Origin of the sequence: Mobilicoccus massiliensis, from assembly GCF_000826525.2 — a bacterium.
Taxonomy (GTDB): Bacteria; Actinomycetota; Actinomycetes; order Actinomycetales; family Dermatophilaceae; genus Mobilicoccus; species Mobilicoccus massiliensis.
This window is the reverse complement of sequence record NZ_LN651327.1, coordinates 201,200-219,516: the sequence shown is the minus strand read 5'-3', so window position 1 is coordinate 219,516 and position 18,317 is coordinate 201,200. Positions and strand designations below refer to the sequence as shown.

Sequence of the window (18,317 nt, the reverse complement as noted above, 5' to 3'; positions counted from 1 at the left end):
GCATGTTCGAGACGTGGGTCGATCGTCACGCCTCCTTCCGCTCCGACTGTGGACGAAAGGTCGATCTGGCGCGAACTCCCCACTGCCCGAGTCGAGTTGCTCAGACGGGCCCGAGCGGCGCCGATTCTGACGGAGAGCAGGACGAGCGAGGGGAGGCGGGGTGAGCACCGACAGCGTGGACCGTGCGACTCGGCTGCTGCGGTTCCTCGCTCGTGCCCGGCACCTCACCGACCGGCCCGTCCGCGATGTGCGGGAGTACCCCGCCGTCCTCTGGCTCGACGACCTGCCCCACCACCGCGCCGTCACCCGGCGGACGGACGACCTCGAGACCGACCGGCTCGTCGTCCGGGTCTCACCGGTGCCCGCGAACGAGCGTCCCGCGGTCCCACCGGAGTTGGCCCCCTGGGTCGGAGGTGACGTCGACCGCCCGCAGTCACGTCCGCGTCTTCGCCGCAAGGCCGTGGTCAAGGCGACGTCGACGATCGGACGCACGGTCCTGCGCGAACAACGGCTGGCAGATCGTCCGGATCTGCGGTCTCCGTGGGCCACGTGGTACGCCGCCTGGCAGGAATGGAGCGAACGCGAACGAGACGAGCGGCCCGCGCGCCTCGTGCACGAACGCCTGCTCACCGCGGTGACCACCGCTCGCGACGACATCGAGCACGAACTCGTCCTCGGGGTAGGGCTGCTCACGTGTGGCATGGGTGAGAAGACCGTTCGGCGCCATGCGTTCACCGTGCCCCTCACCGGCACCGTCGCCGACGACGGGCGCCTCACCCTGCGCGTCGACGCGTACGCGCCGGGCCTGAGCGTCGAGCTCGACATGCTCGGCCCGACCGATTTCCCACCTGCGGAGGCTCTCGCCTCCCTGCGTGCGGCCGCCCGCGATATCTCCGGATCGCCGCTCGACGAGACGGCGATGGCAGGCCTCGCCCACGCCCTCACCACCGCGCTCCCGACCGATGCTCCTGCCATGACCTGGTCGCCGGCCGTGATCCTGCGTCCGCGCACCCCGCTGCCCGCCGCCGTCCACCGCGTCCTCGCCGACGGCATCGAGACCACCGGGCGCGTTCCCGGGGCGCTGATGCCGCTCGTTGCCGGCGAGGGGACCGCGGGCGGGGTGGTCGACGGCCCCGAGTTCGATGAGTCCGCGGCCGAGCTCGAGGTGGTCTCGCCGTTCGATCGCTTCCATCCGATGCTCGAGCACACCGAACACCACCGGCAGAGCGTGATTCGCGCGGACGACGACGACCGTGCGCAGGCGACGGCGGCGGTGCTCACCCATCACCTGGCGCGAGGGCGGCGCGTCCTCGTCGTCGCTCCGGAGGTCTCGTCCCTGCTCGATGTGCGAGCGGCCGTCCCCGCGGAGTTGCGTCCGCTGCTCGTCACCACTGGTTCCGACCCCGATGCCGGCGACCTCGTCGAGGCCCTCGACACGCTCACTCGGCAGGTCGGGGAGCACGACCGCGTCACCGTCGCCCGCACCCTCGCGACCGCCGACCGCGCCCTGACCGACCTGCGGCTCAAGCGGCGGTTGCTGCTCGACCAGGCCGTCCTCAGCAGGGAGAAGGAGACCCTGACCCGCACACACGACGGCCGCTGCGGCACCCTCGCCGAACTCGTCCGCAACCACCGTGCCGAGGCCGACTCGCTCGAATGGCTCGCCGAGCTCGTCGACGTCTCCCCCGGCGCCGCCGCGCCGATGACCGCGACCGACCTCCGCCGGTTCCTCGAGCTCACCCGCGACCGGGCGCTCCGCGACCTCACCCCGGACGCGCGCGGGCACCGGCCCGACCGCACCGATCTGCCGACTCCGCCGCAGTTCACGCGCCTCGTCGGTGAGTTCGAGACCGCCGCCGAGTCATCCTCCGCCTACACCGGCGACCCCGTGGACCCCGACGACCCCGTCTTCCAGACCCTGCTCACGGCCGACCCGGTCCGACGCTCGGCGTTGCGCACGGCACTCGACACCCTCGTCTCCGAGGTGCGGGCAGCCGCCGCGTTTCCCGGGGAGTGGATCGCCGGCGCGGTGCGTGATCTGCGCTCCCCGCGACCCGGTGCGTGGCACGAGGCCGCGGACGTGCTCGGCGCGATGCTCGAGTCGGCGACGGCCCTGGTCGACGCGGTCGGACACGAGATCTCCGTTCTCGGTGACGTCGAGGAGACCGCGGCGCGGGCCCGTTACCTGCGTGAGCATCTGCGCAGCGGAGCCGCGCTCATGGTCGACGCTCGTGGCATCCCCGTCGCCGGTGTCGATCGGGGTGACGCCGTGCAGGCGGCGACGCCGTTGTTCCGATACATCCGGGTGGACGGGCACCCGCCGACGAACCTCGACGACCTCGACGCCCTTCTGCGGCATCTCGAGGCCGAGGACGCGATCGACGACCTCGACCGACTCTGGCCCGACGGCACGGTGATCCCCGACGACTCCTCACCCCGAGCCCGGCTCGCGTGGCACACGACGCACCTCGAGCACTTCCGCCGTGTCGTCGAGCTCCGGCGCCACGTCGCCACGGCAACCGAGCTGCTCACCGATCTCGGTCTCATGCCTCCCGACTGGACGGACGACGAGGCCATCGACGCCCTCGCGACCCGGGTCGCGGCGGCAGACGCGCACGCGGCGACGGCGCGGGCCGCGCGACCGTTGACCGATCTCGCGATCCGCCTCGGGCGCGAGGACGAGCGCTCGGAGATCTGTGACGCAGCGCGACGGCTCCACGACGCGGCCGCCACACTCGACACGAGGGCGTACGCCGACGCGTGGGCGCGGCTCGACGCACTCGACGATGCGGCAGAACGGCTCGCGGAGGCGGCCAGGCTCACGGCTCGGGTCGAGGCCCACCTGCCGCGCCTCGCCGCGGCACTGCGCGAGGAGCCCGACGATCCCGTCTGGGACTCGCGGCTCCCCTCCTTCGACGACGCGTGGCGTTGGTGTCGCACCGACGCATGGCTGGCGGACCACCGAGCCGAGGATCCCGATGCCTTCGCCGCCGAGCTCGCACGCATCGACACGGAGATCCGCCGGCACGCGCGCACGGTGCTCATCGCATCGGCGTGGACGCATGCCGCCACGCCCGGCCGGTTGGCGACGACGACCCGCATCGATCTCATGCTGCGTTCGCACCTGCGTCGGCGGGCGTCGAACGGCGGTGCAACCCTCCGGCATCGCGACGAGCTCGCCCGCATCTCCCGACGCTGTCGGGACGCCGTGCCCGGGTGGCTCGTGCCCGCCACACGACTCGTCGACCAGGTCGACGTCACCCGCGACAGGTTCGACGTCGTCATCGTCGACGACGCTTCGGGGGTCGGTCTCGAGGCGACCCACCTGCGCCTTCTCGCGTCGCGGATCGTCCTCGTCGGCGACGGCCATCACACTGTCGGCCACGAGGTCGACCCCGACGTGCGGGCGCGTATCGGCCTGCTCGCCGACCGGTACCTGCGCGACGACCCCCACCGCGACACGTGGCGTGACGCGTCGCCGTCGCTGTTCACCGACGCCGTTCGCCGCGCCGGCGTCGACGTCGACCTCACCGACGCCGCTCCCGAAGACTCCCCGAGCACCGCCCTCACCGACGCGCCCGGCTTCGTCCGGCGGATCCGCGACGTGCTCGCCGCCCACGGCTATGCGGTCGCCGAGGACTCCGTGGTGCGAGGTCGCCGCGTGGGCCTCGTCGTGAACCCTGCGCCCGGGCAGGATCACGCGGCCCGCCCCCTCGCGATCGTCGGCGAGCCCGATACGTGGAACGGCCCGGCCGACTACGAGGCGAGCCTGCTGCACCAGCGCGTGCTCGAAGACGACGGATGGACCGTCCACCGGCTGCGCGAGTCGGAGTTCGAACTCGACCCCGCGAGGGCGTTCGCGATCGTCCACCGCGTTCTGCGCGGCAGCGGGATCCGGCCGGGCTCGTCCTAGTGCGACGCGAGGTGCTCCCGGATCTCGGCGAGCACCTCGGCCGGGGCCTCCTCGGGCAGGTAGTGACCGCAGTCGATGTTGCGGCCGGTGACATTCGTGGCGTACCGCGACCACTCGGCAACGGGGTCGTAGAAGCGGCCGATGATGCCGTGCCGACCCCAAAGGACCCGCAACGGCACGTCGGTGCGGTGACCGGCGGCCAGGTCGGCACGGTCGTGTTCCAGGTCGATCGTCGCGGCGGCGCGGTAGTCCTCGCACATGCCGTGAGCCGCGTTCGGGCCGGTCAGGGCGTCGACGTAGGCGTCGAGCACCTCGGGTGGGAATGGTTCGAGGCCCGCGTGGCGTCCGCTGAGCACCGCCTCGACGTAGGCCCGGGGATCCCCGGCGATGAGCCGTTCGGCCATCGGCGCGGGAGTGGTGAGGAAGAACCAGTGCCAGTAGGCGTGGGCGAACGCCCGGTCGGTGCGCTCGTACATCGCGAGGGTCGGTGCGATGTCGAGGAACACGGCGGCCGAGACGGCCCCCGGCTCGTCGAGCGTGAGCCGGGCCGCGACCCGTGCGCCGCGGTCGTGTGCGGCGACCGCGAACCGCTCGTGACCGAAGTGCCGCATCACCGCGAGCACGTCGCGCGCCATCGTCCGCTTGGCGTAGGCGGCGTGGTCACTCCCTCCCCCAGGCCGGGACGACGACCCGTATCCGCGCAGGTCGCAGGCGACGACGTCGAACTCCTCCGCGAGCCTGTCGGCGACCCGGTGCCAGATGAGGTGCGTCTCGGGATGGCCGTGCAGGAGCAGCAAGGGCGGCCGACCTTCGGGACGACTGCGACGACCGGCGAGGCGCACACCGTCGGGATCCGCGGGGATCTCGACCGCGAAGGACTCAAAGCGCTCGAACATGCCGGCAGCCTACGTCCGCTCAACTACCCGATTCGGGCGTCGATGGGATCGGTGCCCGCCGGGAGGAGACAACGCATGGGGTTCGCCGCCAAGGGTGCAGCCGCCGCCGCGGCCGTCACGCTCGCCACCGTCGTCGCCATGGGGTCGATGGGTCAGGGACACGAGAGCACGATGGACGACGCCTCGCTGACGTCCGCCGCCGGGAGCACCACCCGGGCGGTGCAGACCGCGAGGAAGCCGATCCCGAAGCCGGCGACCAAGAAGCCGGTGACGAAGAAGCCGGTGACGAAGAAGCCCGCCAAGAAGGCGACACCCAAGAACCCTCCTGTCAAGAAGACCGTGGCGAAGGCCACGCGCCTGACTGCCTGGGAGAAGCAGGTACTCGCCGGCGCTCAACAGGCGAGGGCGAAGAAGAGGATCCGCCCGATGCGTGGGAACGCGTGCCTCAACGGCGTCGCGGTCGCGATGGCGCAACGGGTGGGCACGAACGCCCGCGCGGCTCGGACGACCGATTGGACGTCGGCGGACACGACGCGTCTCATGCGTTGCACGTCGGCGGCGAACAAGATCCACGCCGACGCGGTGTGGGAGTCGAATCGGCGCACCCCGGCGCAGTGGGTCGCGTCGAACTACGCCGCGGGCACTGTGCACGTGAACTCCCGGTGGCGTGAGGTCGGTGTCGGCTCGTTCAAGGATCGCAACGGCCGCGCCCACGTCGTCCTCGTGCAGATGTACGTGACCAAGCGCTGAACAGCTCAGCGCTGCCGATGCGCGAACAGGTCTCGTAGCAGGGCGATCTCGGCGCCGTGGTGGATCACCTCGCGGTTGATGTGCAGCACGAGTTCGGCCATCGACCGCTCGGCCCACGGGCCCTCGGCCTCCCCGGCCGGCTTCTCGAGCGCCTCGGCGCCGAGGCTCCTCACCCCGTCCCGCCACCGGGCGTAGACCTCGTCGAGTTGAGCGAGGGCCGTCGCTGCGTCACCGGCGTACTCGAACGCCATGTAGTCGTAGGGCGGGTCGTCGGGCGGCAGACCCCCGAAGTGCGACGCGACGCGCGCACCCAGGCATCCGACGATGACGTGCCCGAGCCGCCACGCGATCGTCGACACCGGAGCGGGTACCGGCTCAGGAAACTCGAAGTCGATGGTGAACGCGCCGCTGCCGCCCTGCATGGCGGCGGTGCTCGTGCCGCGGGGGCGCACGTTCCAGCAGCCGTCGACCGGCTCCCAGAAGTACTCCTCGTCGGTGAGCCCGTCGAGGCGCGGGCGAAGCTGGGAGTTCCAGTGCCAGTCGAGCTGGTCGGCGAGCAGAGCGGTGAGATTGAGAGTCATGGGCGTGCTCCTTTCAGTACGTGGTGCTCATCAGCGGGTCACGCGGCCGGTCCAGTTGGCCAGCCGCTCGGTGGGGCCGGCGTCGGCGGCCGGTTCGACGACCGGGTCGAACGGCATCCCGTGCTCCATCCCACGCGGTTGCGCGGGCAGTCCCGCCTGCGCGGCTCGGAGGCCGGCCTCGGCGACCTCGGCCGGCGCCTCGCCGGACTGGCCCGTCCCGACCGTCAGGTCCCAGCCGTGGGCGAGGACCTCCATGAGATAGATGGCCGGACGACCCGCCCCGGCATGACCGGGCCCCACCCGACCTGGATCGGCTCGTCGAGGACCTCGTCGGTCCATGCGTCCCGCGCCTCGTCGATCCGGCCGCGCAGCCAGGCCGCCCGTTCGGTGGGCGCGACCCCGTCGATGCGTTCGCCGGCGAGCCGCTCGCGCATCTGCTCGGCGTCATCGTCGGTCATGCCGCCTTCGGCGGCGTACGGATCCCGCTTGTCGGTGGCGAGGCCGACGATCTTGTCGAACACGGTGGTCATGTGCGTCTGGAGCGCGCGCACGTCGAACTCAGCGCATCCCGTGGCCGCGCCCAGCCGCGCGTCGTCGACGCCCTCGACCAGGCTCGCGTACCACTCCTGCGCGGCGAAGAGTTGCGAGCGCAGGTCCGGTGCGTGTGTCGTCTCGGTCATGGCAAGGTCTCCTCGTCGATCGAGTCGAAGCGCCGGAACTCCGGCGACGACTGCACGCTAAGAACCCACGAGTGACACCCTGTGTCACCCTTTTCGCGCAGACTCGTCGCATGCGGGCCGATCGTCTCCTCGATCTCGTCGCCCTCCTGCGGCGTCACGAGCGCCTCACGGCTGCCACGCTCGCGGAGCGGCTCGGCGTCTCACGCCGCACGGTGCTGCGCGACCTCGACGCCCTCTCCCTCTCCGGCGTGCCGGTGTATGCGGCGCACGGTCGCGGCGGCGGGTACTCGATCCTGCCCGGTTACCGCCCCGAGACCGCAGGTCTCACGACCGCCGAGTCCGAGGCGCTGTTCCTGCCGGGTGGTGAGATCGCGGCGGACGCGGTGGGTCGTGGGACGGAGTTCCGGTCGGCCAGACGCAAGCTCGAGGCCGTCCTCAGTGACGAGGCCGCTCGGGGTGTGGACGAGGTCACCCGGTGCCTGCTCGTCGTCCCCGAGGGATGGGCCACGCCGGCCGAGACCCCTGCCGCGGTCGCTCCCCTCGCTGCCGCGGCGGCCCGTCGCGAGATCGTCGAGATCGGCTATCGCGCCCCGTGCGAGGCGGAGCGGACGCGCCGGGTGCGTCCGTTCGGCGTCGTCCTCGCCGGGCGCACGTGGTACGTCGTCGCCGAGCGCGACGATTCCGGTGCACGCCGCACCTACCGCGCCGACCGGATCGGTGCGATCACGACGACCGGTCGACGCTTCGTCCCCTCCGGCTCGCTCGCGGACGCATGGGAGCGGGCGCGCACCGACTACGCCGGCCGCGACGGCATCGAGATCCGCCTGCGCACCGACGAGGCCTCGCTGCCGATCGTGCGTCGCGTCGTGTCGCTCGCGGGGCGCGTGATCGACGAGCGCCCCGCCGACGACCTCGTCGAGATCACCGCGCTCGTCGAGCGACTCGCGCCGACGGCCGGGCTGCTCACCGGGCTCGCGCACCTGGCGGAGGTCACGCACCCACCCGCGCTCGTCGAGGCGATCGTCGAGACCTCGCGCCGCAACCTGGAGCGATACGCCTGCGGCTCACCCGGTCAGGCGGTGACGACGCCTCCGAGCACGAGGCCGACCAGCACGACGCCGAGCACGACCCGGTAGACGATGAAGCTCGTGAACGTGTTCTTCGAGACGAACCTCAGCAGCCACGCGATCGATGCGTAGGCGACGACGAACGACACGGCCGTCGCGACCGCCGTCGGCCCCCAGCCCACCGTGGTGGAGATGTCCGACGAGGCGCTGACGGCCTCGAGCGCGCCCGCTGCGACGAGCGCGGGGATGCCCATGAAGAAGCTGAGCCGGGTCGCGGTGACCCGGTCGAAGCCGCGGAAGAGACCGGCCGAGATCGTAGCCCCCGAGCGGGAGATGCCGGGGAACAGCGGCGAGAGGGCCTGGAAGCAGCCGATGATCAGCGCGTCCTTGACCGTGACGTCGGTCATCCCGCTTTCGTTGCCGGTGGTGTGGTCGGCGATCCACATCACCGCCGACCACACGATGAGGGCGCCGGCGATGACCCACAGGCTGCGCAGCGGGCCCTCGATCGCGTCCTTGAACAGCAGGCCGACGACGGCGACCGGGATCGAGCCGAGGATGATGCCCCAACCGAGGCGGTAATCGGCGTCGTCGCGCCTGGCCTTGTCGGCGACCCCCGCGAACCACGCCGCGGCGATGCGCACGATGTCGCGCCAGAAGTAGATGATGGCGGCGAAGATCGCGCCGACCTGGATGACCGCCGTGAAGGCCGTCATCCCCACGCTGTCGATCTGGTAGCCGAGCAGCTTCTCGACGACGTTGAGGTGCCCGGTGCTCGACACCGGGAGGAACTCGGTGATGCCCTCGACGATGCCGAGCAGCACGGCGTGGAACCAGTTCACCCAGGAACTCCGATCACGTGATGGGGGGCCGAGACCGTCGACAGGACGGCGCGGCGGAACGCCCGATGATGACCGATCGTCTTGAGTCCAGTCTGAATGCCCACACGTCGGGTCGTCGGTGGCGGTGGCCGCGTTCGAGAACCTGCATCTTCACGACCTTCTGAGGCCGGATGAGGGTGCACAGTGGGGTCTCACGCACGAATCCCGTTCTGCTCACCCGAAGGACACCTGCCCATGGTTGCGCTCCACACCGCCGTCGCGATCGTCGCGATCGTCCTGCTCATCATCAAGGCCAGGGTCGACCCGATCATCAGCCTCGTCATCGGTTGCCTCTATCTGGGTCTGGCGAGCGGTGTGGGGTTCGAGAAGACGGTCGAGGCGATCACGGGCGGCTTCGGCGACATCATGGCCAAGATCGGCCTGCTCATCGGATTCGGCGTGCTCATCGGGGCGCTGCTGCACACGACGCAGACGTTCGGTCGGCTCGTGGGGGTGCTCCTGCGGGCCGTGGGGCCCAAGAGGATTCCGTACGCGCTCGCCGTGGCCCTGTCGACGATCTTTCCGTCGATCTACGTCGACGTGCAGGTCGTGCTCGGTGCGCCGGTGGCGCGGCAGAGCGCTCCGCACGTGGGGCGCCACGGCCTCGCGCTCATGGCGGGCGCGCTCGGTACCGGCATCTTCTGCGGTTACGTGTTCGTCGTGCCCGGGCTGTCGGCCGTCTCGATCGCCGGGTTGCTCCACATCCCGCTCGGCACCTACCTGCTGTTCGGTATCGTCCTCGGCCCACTCACGGCCGTGCTGACGACGTTCCTGTTCAGCCGCATGCTCAAGCTGGGGTGGTGGAAGGCCGCCGCGGACGAGGAGGCGATCGACGAGTCCGCCGACGCCGTCGCCGACGAGGCCGAGGAGTACCCGGCACCCGCCCGCCGTCTCCCGCCGCTCGGTGTCGCGTTGCTGCCGATCCTCGTGCCGCTCGTCCTCATCGCCTCCGGCGCCTTCGCCGGCCTCGCAGGCGTGGAGAACGAGGTCGTCGACTTCTTCGGCGACGCCAACGTCGCGCTGTTCATCGGTCTGCTCATCGCGTTCGTCCTCGCTCGACGAGCCGTGGGCACCGAGGGGACGAACGACGCGTTCTCGACCGGGCTGCACACGACTGGTGAGATCCTGCTGGTCACGGGCATCGGCGGATCGCTGGGCGCCGTCATCAAGGCCACCGGGCTCGCCGAGATCCTCGGCGGACTGTTCAGTGCCGACGCCGGTGCTCCCGTCGTCCTCAGCGTGCTGCTCGCGTGGTTCATCGCCGCTCTGCTGCACCTCGCGATCGGCTCGGTGTCGGTCGCGGCGATCACGGCCGCCGGCATCATCGCGCCGATCGTCGACTCCATCGGCGTCGCGCCCATCGCCATCGGGCTCGCCATCGCCTCGGGGTCGCTGTTCGCGCTTCAGGTCAACAGCAACTTTTTCTGGATGTTCAAGGCCCTCCTCGGCCTCACCACCCAAGGGGCGCTCAAGACGATGACGACCGTGACGACGATCGCCTCACTGATCTCGCTGCCCCTCGTCGTCGCCGTGGCTCTCGTCGTGCGGTGAGGGCGGTGAGGGTCGGGCCCGACCGAGCCCTCAGAACTCCGACGTGCCGCGGAGGGCGCGGGGCCGACCGTCCGGGTCGTCGGCGTAGTCGTAGACGACCCGCCCCACGGCGGCGTCCACCGGCGGAATCGTCGTCATGACGTAGGGGCGCAGGCTGCCGGGCGGGCGGGGTCCGACACGGCCGCCCTCGTGCCAGCGTTCGAGGCCCTGCGCCGACCTGCGGAACGCCTCGAACGCCGAGACAGGGTCGAGCAGGTCGGCGTCGTCGCCGTCGGCCCGGTCGAGATGCTCACGCGCCAACGTGAGGCGCACGTCGCGGGGGAACCGGCGCGCCTCGCGGTCGGGGGCGAGGAGGCGGGGCTCGCGCTCGTCACGGGTCTCGTCGAGCACGGCGCACGTGAGCTCGGAGTCGTAGGTCCACGAGCGACGGTTGACGTTGTCGGAGCCGACGGTCATCCAGACGTCGTCGACGACGCACACCTTGGAATGCACGTACACGGGGGTGCCGGCGCGGTTCTCGACGCCGTAGACGCCCACCCTGTCGCCACCTGCGCGATAGAGGTCCCGCAGGGCCTGGTTGCGGGCGGGCATCGCGCTCGCGTTCGCCATGCGCGTGTCGGCGGTCGTGTACGTCGAGAGCACGACGATCATGCGCAGCTCCGGGTTGGCCGCGAGCGCCTCGGCGAAGCACGAGGTGACCTCGCCGCTCCAGAAGTACTGATCCTCGATGTAGACGAGGCGGCGGCCGTGGGGTACCGCTTTGCCGTAGCCGCGCGCGACGCTGCGTTCGCCGCGCGGGGCGAACGGAAAGCGCGGGATCTTCGTCGGGTAGGTGCGCAGGATCTGAACGTGCATGTCACCGCACGGGGCGGGGTCGGGCATCTGCGGCGGCAGCGGGTCGGCGCGTGGATCGTCGCGGTGCAGCAGCGCCTCGGCACGGGAGATCGGGTCGAGCGCCAGGGGTGTCGGGTCGTCCCACCGTTCACGGAACGTCGCCTCGATGTCACCGACCGCCGGGCCCCGCACCTCGATCATCGCGTCGTGCCAGGCGGGTCTTCGCCCCCACACGGCCCCCATCTGCACCGGCTGCGGGTCGCCGAGGTGCTCGCGATCGTCGCGACGGGTGTGGCACAGGTCGATGCCCCCGGCGAACGCGACGTCACGCTCCGGACGCCCCGGGTGACGCAGGACGACGAGCTTCTGGTGGTGGGAGCCGAAGGGCAGTACCCGCATGTCGAGCAGCACCTCGCCCCCGGCGCGGCGGATGGCGTCGGCCATCGACCGGTTCTGCTCCTCGGAGTACTTGATCGTGTCGAGGTGCGAACGCCAGAACAGGCCTTTGACGAGCACCCCGCGCCGTGCCGCGCCGGCGAAGAGGTCGGCCATCGTCAGCCCGTCGTCGCCCGTCCACTCGTCCGGGTCCCCCCGCCAGTCGGTGAACAGCAACAGATCGCCGGGGCGCTGCTCCTCGATGAGCTCGCGCAGACGGGCGAAGTAGTCCACACCGTGCACGTGCAGCCGTGCGTCGTTCCCGCTGGTCCAGGCGACGTTGCCGTGCCGCAGGTCGATGCGGGTCCAGGGGTTGTCGCGCTGCTCCGTGGTGAGGAACCAGTTCTCGATCGCCATGAGCCCATGGAACCGCACTGGACGCCCCACCGAAGGTCTCAGTGCGCCAGAAGGAAGGACTCCACCTCGCTGACGAGGGCGAGTGGTGCCTCGTGGGCGGCGTAATGGCCCACCCCGGGGATCTCGACGACCCGCACCTTGGGCGCGATCGCCGGCCACGTCCGGCGGGCCTGCTCCGCCGAGAGCCCGGGATCGTCGCCACCGCAGACGAGGAGCGTGGGCACCTCGATCGTGCCGATCCGTTCGAGGAGGTCGTCGCCGGTCCACGACCGCATCGCGCCCGCGACGGCCTGGGCGGTCGAGCGTGCGAGCGAGTCCTCGACCATCGCTCGGATCCAGTGCGGAGAGAGGCGATTGCCGGTCGTGGCGTCGATGATGCCGTACCGCTTGCCGGGGTCGGTCGCGGCGCCGTGGAACAGCTCCTGTTGCGGGGGTGGCATCGGCGTGGCACCCGGCCACACGGCACTCACTCCGACAAGTGCACGCACCCGTTCCGGTGCCTGCGCGGCCACCACCGTCGCGGCCTTGCCACCCATCGAGTGTCCGAGCACGGAGAAGCGTTCGAGCCCCGCCTCGTCGGCCGCGGCGAGGGCGTCGGTGGCGTACTCCCACATCGTGAAGTCGCCGGCGAGCGCGCGCCGCGCGCCGTAGCCGCGCATCTCCGGAAAGAGGTAGGTGAACGCCTCGGTGTCGACGACCTCGGGCAGGTACCCCCAGCCGTGTGCGCTGCCGAACCAGCCGTGCAGACACAGCACCGCATGCTCACCGCGACCGACTCGCCTCATCCCTTGCTCCTTCCCGATTCCTCAGGAGTGACGGCGGATTGACGAATGTAGATGAGATCCGTCGCCGCCGGTCGCCATCCCGACGCGTCGAACCGAGAAGGGAGCGCGGATGCCTCCCGGTTCCACCCGTCGAGCGCTCACGGGCCTGGCCGGTCTGGCCGTCGTGGCGAGCGTGGCGATGGCGGTCCTCGACCGCGGCTCGGTCGCGCGGATCGTCTGTCTCGTCCTCGGCGCATCGTGTCTGCTCGCGGCCACGGTGGGGCCGCTGCTGCGCGGCGCACGTCCGCTTCGGCTCTGGATGCCGCAGGTGTTCGGGTGTCTCGCGCTCTTCGTCTCGCTCGTCACGGCCACCGCCGCCGGGCAGTTCCGGCTCGGCGCGGTCAAGCTCTCCGACGGCCTCTTCGTCGTCGGCATCGGCCTGCTCGTGCTGTGGTTGATCCTGCTGTCGGCAGAGGCCGCTCGGGACAAGGCGACGTACACGTTCCTCGACCTGGCCGCGGCGTCGATCAGCACGTTCCTCGTCGTGTGGATCGCTCTGCCGTTCCTGCTCGCCGGCCGCCCCTCGACGACCCGCGGGTTCGTCATCATGCTCTACCCGAGCATCGACGTGGCGCTCCTCGCGTTGCTCGTCCATCTGGGGATGCGCACCCGGCGCGCACCGACCGCACTGCGGATCCTCGTCGTCACGGTGGCAGGGCAGTTGCTGCTCGACGTCGTCAACGTCGCGATCCATCTGCGTGGCGAGACCGAACGCGCCGACTCCTTGGCGCTCGTGTTCGTGCTCGTGTACTTCGGTCTGGCCGTGGCCGCCACGCATCCCTCGGTCGTGCTGCTCTCCCAGGCGGGGTCGCGCGTCGACGATCGCCCCACGCGGCCCACGGCCCGCGTGGTGTTCTGGGTGTCGCCCGCGATCCTCGCGACGATCGCGCCCACCCAGGGGGCGCTCGACACGGTGGTGCGCACGACGCTCGTCGCGGCACTCATGGCGTTGCTGTTCGTCCACCTCACGCTCACCATGCGCGCCGTGTTCGCCGCCGAGGCCGACAGCCGCGAACTCGCCACCCACGACCCGCTCACCGGGTTGTTCACCCGCAGCGCCATGTTCACCGAGCTCGAGCACCTGATGGCCGTCGGCCGACTGCGAGGACGCTCGACCGCGGTGCTGTTCATCGACTGCGACGACTTCAAGCACGTCAACGACACGTGGGGACACCAGGTCGGAGACAGACTGCTCGTCGACCTCGCCCGGCGTCTCCCGAGGCACTTACGCGAACGGGACGTGCTCGCCCGACACGGCGGCGACGAGTTCGTCGTCCTGCGCAGGGTGGCCGACCGGCACGAGGCGCGGGAGGCGGCCGAGGAGATCCAGCGCTTCTTCGCGGGCGGTCTGCGCCTCGGGCCGGGAACGACGCACGTCGTCAGCCCCTCGATCGGTGTCGCCGTGGCCCACGGTGACGACGGTCTCGACCCCGAGGATCTCGTCGGGCGGGCCGACATCGCGATGTACGAGGCCAAACGCGCCGGCCACGGTCGGATCGTCGTCTTCGACGACGACCTCGCCGAGGAGGCGGCGCTTCGGGCATCGGTCGGCGACCGCATCGGTCCCGCCCTGCGCGACGACTGCTTCGACGTCGAGCTCGTCCCCGTGCGCGGGGGCGCCGGTTACGCCCGCGTGGTCGGCTGGCGGGCGATTCCGCGGTGGCACGACCCCGCTCTCGGCGTCGTGTCGCCGGAGGTGTTCCTTCCCCTCGCCGAGCGGCTCGGCCTCATGGACGAACTGGGCCGGTTCCTGCTGCATCGGGCGTGCCAGAAGTTCGCGATCGTCCGCCAGAGCGATCCCTCGCCCGGGCTCTTCGTGACGACGCGTCGTGAGGTGCTGCGGCGCACCGACTACGTCGAGGACGTGCGACGAATCCTCGGCGTGACCGGTCTGGCGCCGGGGATGCTGCACATCGGTGTGAGCGAGGCGACCCTGTTCGACCCTGGGCCGATCGTCAGCGAGACGCTCGAGGCGTTGCGTGCCCTGGGTGTCGGCGCGGGAGTCGAGGGCTTCGGCACCGGATACGCCGCCCTGGAGACCCTCGTGCGCATCCCCTTCGACTGCGTGCTCCTCGACCCCACGCTCGTGGAACGCATCGGTGCCGACGAGGGCGCGCCGCGTCAGCTCGGGGCCGTCCTCGACCTCGTACGCAGCCTCGGTATCGAACGGGTCGTCGCGTGCGGCGTGCGCACCGCCGAGCAGGAGGCGGTGTTGCGTCGCCTCGGCTTCCCTCTCGTCGAGGGGCCGCGGTACGCCACCGCCGCGGGCGGGCTCGGTTCGCACCTCGCGGCCGCCGTCCTCGCGGCGACCGGGCGTGACGGCAGGCCGGTGTCATGAGGACGAGCACGCGGGACCGGGTGTGGTTCGCGACAGGGCTCGCGCTCGTCGCCACCGCCTCCGTCGTCTACGCCGTCGACCCGACCGGATGGGGTGGCACCGCCCGCGGCGTCATGACCCTCGTCATCGTCGCGGTCGTCGCCGCCGGCCCGCTGCTGCGCGGAGCACGCCCGCTGCGGATCTGGCTCTTCGAATGCCTCGGCGGGGTGTTCCTCTGCGGCGCGATGCTGGCGAGCGCCTACGAGATGAGCCCGATCTCGGTCTACGGCGTCCTCCTCGTCCTCGCCTACTCGTCGTTCGCGATCTGGCTTCTCCTCCTGTGCCGCCCTCGACGGCATCGTCTCTACGAAGGCGCGGTCCTCGACACCGCGGCCACCGCCGCCGGCGCCTGTCTCGTCATGTGGGGCCTCGCCCTCGCGCCGATCCTCGGCCGGGACCACCTGCTGGACGCCCTGGGGTATGTGCTCTCACCGCTGTTCGACGTCGTCGTCATCACGCTCGCGGCCCACCTCGCCCTCCGGGTCGGGCTCACGTTCCCCCCTCTCGCCTGGTTCCTCGGCGGCATGGTCGCGCTGGGGGTCGTCGACACCGCCCTCGCCCTGCTCCACAGCGCCGCCCCGGGACGCACGTACGTCGCGCTCGACATCGCGATGTTGTTCGGACACTTCGCGCTCGCCGTGGGGGCCGCCCACCCGCGTGTCGTCGAGCTCGCCTCCGCCGCAGCGTTGCGGGTGCGGCGGCCGTCCCGCTCGCGTCCCGCCGCGCACATCGTGTTCACGATCTCGCCGGCGGTGCTCGCGGCCGCAGTCCCGGTGGTCTCGCCGCTCGACGCCGCGGTCCAGGGAGTCCTCGTCACCGCGCTGCTCGTCGTCGTCTACGTACGGCTCACGGGCGCGCTCGGGGCGCTGTCGGACGCGGAGGCCGGCAGCCGTCACCGCGCGACCCACGACGATCTCACCGGGTTGCCCAATCGCATCGCGCTCCTGCAGTCGCTGCGGCGTGCCCCCTCCGACGGCCGGCGCGCGGTGTTCTTCCTCGACTGCGACGACTTCAAGTACGTCAACGACACCTGGGGACACCGCGCCGGAGACAGGGTGCTCCACGACATCGGGCGGCGACTCATCTCGGCCCTCGGATCGGGCGCGTTCGTCGCCCGCCACGGGGCCGACGAGTTCGTCGTCACCACCACCGTGAGCGGGCCGGAGGACGCCGAGGACGTCGCCCGGCGCCTGACGGCCCTGTTCGAGGAGCCGTTGCGGATCCGCGGCGACCGGAGCCACGTCGTCACGATGTCGATCGGTATCGCCGTCGCGCCCGCTGCCACACCCGCCGACGACCCGGACGGGGAGGTGGCGGGAGTGGCGACCGGGGACCTGCTCCTGCAGGCCGACACGGCGAGGCACGAGGCCAAGCGGCGCGGGCGCGGTCTCGTCGTCCTCTTCGACGACGAGCTGGGGCGACGCTCCCGTCTGCGGACGTCGGTGGGGGCGCGGCTCGAGCAGGCGATCCGCAGCGAGGCGTTCACCGTGGCACTGCAACCGGTCATGGGCGGCCCGGGGTACACCGAGCTCGTGGGGTGGGAGGCGTTGGCCCGGTGGACCGATCCGGAACTCGGGCCCGTCCCACCCGACGTCTTCATCCCCCTCGCCGAGCAGCTCGGCGTCGTCGGCGAGCTCGGGGAGCTCGTCCTGCATCTCGCGTGCCGCGACCTCGCCCGTCTGCGCGAGGCCGGAGCCGGCGAGGCGCGCACCGTGTTCGTCAACGTCTCACCCACCCAGCTCGCCACGCCAGGGTTCGCCGACCTCGTGCCGCGCGTCGCCGCCGAGTACGGACTTCCGCCCGCCGCGGTCGGGCTCGAGGTCACCGAGACGATCCTGCTCGACGGCGGCGAGAACGTCCGGGACACCTGGCACGCGCTGCGCGCCGCCGGCATCACCCTGTCGCTCGACGACTTCGGCACGGGGTATGCCGCCCTCACGACACTGCTGCGCCTGCCGGTCGACTGCGTCAAGCTCGATCGCTCGCTCGTGCAGCACATCGCGACCGATGTTCACGCGAAGCGGCGGCTCACGGCGGTCGTCGCGCTCGTGCGCAGCCTCGGGATCGAGCGGCTCGTCGCCGAGGGCGTCGAGGAGCCCGAGCAGGCCGCAGTCCTCGACCTCGTCGGCTGTCCACTGGCGCAGGGCTGGCTCTTCGGCCGGCCCGCGCCGGTGAGCGACCATCTCGCTGCCGTAACGGCCTGATTCCAACAGGTGTCATACATGGCCGAGATCGATCGGCCGGTTCACACTGGTGGTGTGTCGAACCGACGGCGCACCCCGCGGCGAGCCCTCAGCAATGCCGCGCGCCGGTCGAAGTACCTCAAGAGCGAAAGGAGGACGCGGTGACCATTCACATGCCGGGCGAAGCGACGTCGCACTCGACGGGTGATGCGGCGGACGGGGCTGCGCCCGACACGCTGGTGACCTATTACCAGCCCTTCTACAACCTGCGCACGGGGCGGCTTCAGGGCCTCGAGGCGCTGGCACGCGTGCGTACCGGCGACGAGGGGGACGTCGCCGCTCCGCCCGGCTTCTCCGCACCCTCGCCCGGGGACGACGGCATGCGCGAGCTCGACCTGCGGGTCCTCGACGACGCGCTCGCGCACAAGGTGGAGCTGGCGAAGACGAGCGACCACCGGCAGCTCATCGTCTCGGTCAACCTCTCGTGGGATCTCATCGCGCACCCGCGGTTCGTCAAGGACGTCAGGCGGTCCTTGGCCCGGCATCACGTGCCCGGCGACCGCCTGCTCGTCGACCTCTCCGCGGCGCTGTTCCGGCGTCTGCACTCGGCCGACGACGGCGAGCGGGCCCGGCTGACGGCCCTGCAGTGCGTCGAGATCGCGTTCTGCCTCGACGGTTTCACCGCCGACGACCTCGACCTCCTGCCCTCGGCCGCGGCGATGCCCGTCGACATCATCAAGCTGCACCCCCGCCTCGTCTCCACCGGAGACCGGCAGGCGCTCGCCGACATCGCCGGGGCGGTCCAGGACGTGGGTCTGCCCGTCGTCGCCGCGGGAGTGGAGACGCGCGAGCAGCTCGAACTCGTCCGTGAGCTCGGCTTCGAGTGGGCCCAGGGGTTCCTCCTCGGCGAGCCGGCCGACGCTCGCACTCCCGTCGCCGCCCAGATCTCCGACCTCGTCGACTGAGCGAGGCGGGCGGCGACCGCCGC

At 71.4% G+C, this 18,317-nt stretch carries 14 protein-coding genes; 7 read left to right on the top strand and 7 right to left on the bottom strand.

Translation table 11 applies throughout. The annotated features are described in order from the left end of the window. Positions 1-160: 160 nt before the first annotated feature. Positions 161-3,913, top strand: a complete 3,753-nt coding sequence (locus BN1197_RS05450) for a hypothetical protein (RefSeq protein WP_052466056.1) — start codon at positions 161-163, stop codon at positions 3,911-3,913. On the opposite strand, the gene BN1197_RS05445 is transcribed toward BN1197_RS05450, so the two are convergent. Next, entirely contained in the window at positions 3,910-4,809 is a 900-nt protein-coding gene (locus BN1197_RS05445) for an alpha/beta fold hydrolase (RefSeq protein WP_040156984.1), read from the bottom strand. The genes BN1197_RS05450 and BN1197_RS05445 overlap by 4 nt on opposite strands. 75 nt (positions 4,810-4,884) lie before the next feature. Between BN1197_RS05445 and BN1197_RS05440 the strand changes: the two genes are divergently transcribed. Beyond that, entirely contained in the window at positions 4,885-5,559 is a 675-nt protein-coding gene (locus tag BN1197_RS05440) for a hypothetical protein (protein WP_040156981.1), read from the top strand. A gap of 5 nt (positions 5,560-5,564) precedes the next feature. On the opposite strand, the gene BN1197_RS05435 is transcribed toward BN1197_RS05440, so the two are convergent. Genes BN1197_RS05435 through BN1197_RS05425 form a run of 3 tightly spaced genes read right to left on the bottom strand, consistent with a single transcriptional unit; the run spans position 5,565 to position 6,820 of the window. Then, positions 5,565-6,140 carry a DinB family protein gene (locus BN1197_RS05435; protein ID WP_040156980.1) on the bottom strand — a complete coding sequence of 192 codons (576 nt, stop codon included), beginning with the start codon at positions 6,138-6,140 and terminating at the stop codon, positions 5,565-5,567. 30 nt (positions 6,141-6,170) lie between these two features. After that, complete coding sequence (locus BN1197_RS05430) at positions 6,171-6,395, bottom strand: DinB family protein (protein ID WP_052466055.1); 225 nt, start codon at positions 6,393-6,395, stop codon at positions 6,171-6,173. Next, on the bottom strand, positions 6,365-6,820 hold the full coding sequence (locus tag BN1197_RS05425; RefSeq protein ID WP_052466054.1) for a maleylpyruvate isomerase N-terminal domain-containing protein: 456 nt from the start codon (positions 6,818-6,820) through the stop codon (positions 6,365-6,367). The genes BN1197_RS05430 and BN1197_RS05425 overlap by 31 nt, the downstream gene beginning before the upstream one ends. Positions 6,821-6,930: 110 nt before the next feature. Here BN1197_RS05425 and BN1197_RS05420 point away from each other — a divergent pair, with 110 nt between their 5' ends. Next, positions 6,931-7,956, top strand: coding sequence for a helix-turn-helix transcriptional regulator (locus BN1197_RS05420; RefSeq protein ID WP_052466053.1), 1,026 nt, complete (start codon positions 6,931-6,933; stop codon positions 7,954-7,956). Here the strand turns inward: BN1197_RS05420 and BN1197_RS05415 are convergent. Beyond that, a complete protein-coding gene (locus BN1197_RS05415) occupies positions 7,893-8,729 on the bottom strand; it encodes an undecaprenyl-diphosphate phosphatase (RefSeq protein ID WP_040156979.1) in 837 nt (278 codons plus the stop codon). The genes BN1197_RS05420 and BN1197_RS05415 overlap by 64 nt on opposite strands. Before the next feature lie 234 nt (positions 8,730-8,963). Between BN1197_RS05415 and BN1197_RS05410 the strand changes: the two genes are divergently transcribed. Continuing rightward, complete coding sequence (locus BN1197_RS05410) at positions 8,964-10,319, top strand: GntP family permease (RefSeq protein WP_040156976.1); 1,356 nt, start codon at positions 8,964-8,966, stop codon at positions 10,317-10,319. A gap of 30 nt (positions 10,320-10,349) precedes the next feature. Here BN1197_RS05410 and BN1197_RS05405 read toward each other — a convergent pair whose 3' ends face one another. Beyond that, the gene (locus BN1197_RS05405) at positions 10,350-11,945 is read right to left on the bottom strand and encodes a phospholipase D family protein (RefSeq protein ID WP_040156974.1); all 1,596 of its coding nucleotides are present in this window, start codon (positions 11,943-11,945) and stop codon (positions 10,350-10,352) included. A gap of 38 nt (positions 11,946-11,983) precedes the next feature. Then, the gene (locus tag BN1197_RS05400) at positions 11,984-12,730 is read right to left on the bottom strand and encodes an alpha/beta fold hydrolase (protein ID WP_040156971.1); all 747 of its coding nucleotides are present in this window, start codon (positions 12,728-12,730) and stop codon (positions 11,984-11,986) included. Between the two features lie 109 nt (positions 12,731-12,839). Here BN1197_RS05400 and BN1197_RS05395 point away from each other — a divergent pair, with 109 nt between their 5' ends. From BN1197_RS05395 to BN1197_RS05385, 3 genes are all read left to right on the top strand, one after another. After that, a complete protein-coding gene (locus tag BN1197_RS05395; protein ID WP_052466052.1) occupies positions 12,840-15,107 on the top strand; it encodes a putative bifunctional diguanylate cyclase/phosphodiesterase in 2,268 nt (755 codons plus the stop codon). After that, the gene (locus tag BN1197_RS05390; RefSeq protein ID WP_082043657.1) at positions 15,104-17,350 is read left to right on the top strand and encodes a putative bifunctional diguanylate cyclase/phosphodiesterase; all 2,247 of its coding nucleotides are present in this window, start codon (positions 15,104-15,106) and stop codon (positions 17,348-17,350) included. The genes BN1197_RS05395 and BN1197_RS05390 overlap by 4 nt, the downstream gene beginning before the upstream one ends. A 140-nt stretch (positions 17,351-17,490) precedes the next feature. Beyond that, a complete protein-coding gene (locus tag BN1197_RS05385) occupies positions 17,491-18,294 on the top strand; it encodes an EAL domain-containing protein (protein ID WP_040156967.1) in 804 nt (267 codons plus the stop codon). Positions 18,295-18,317 lie beyond the last annotated feature (23 nt).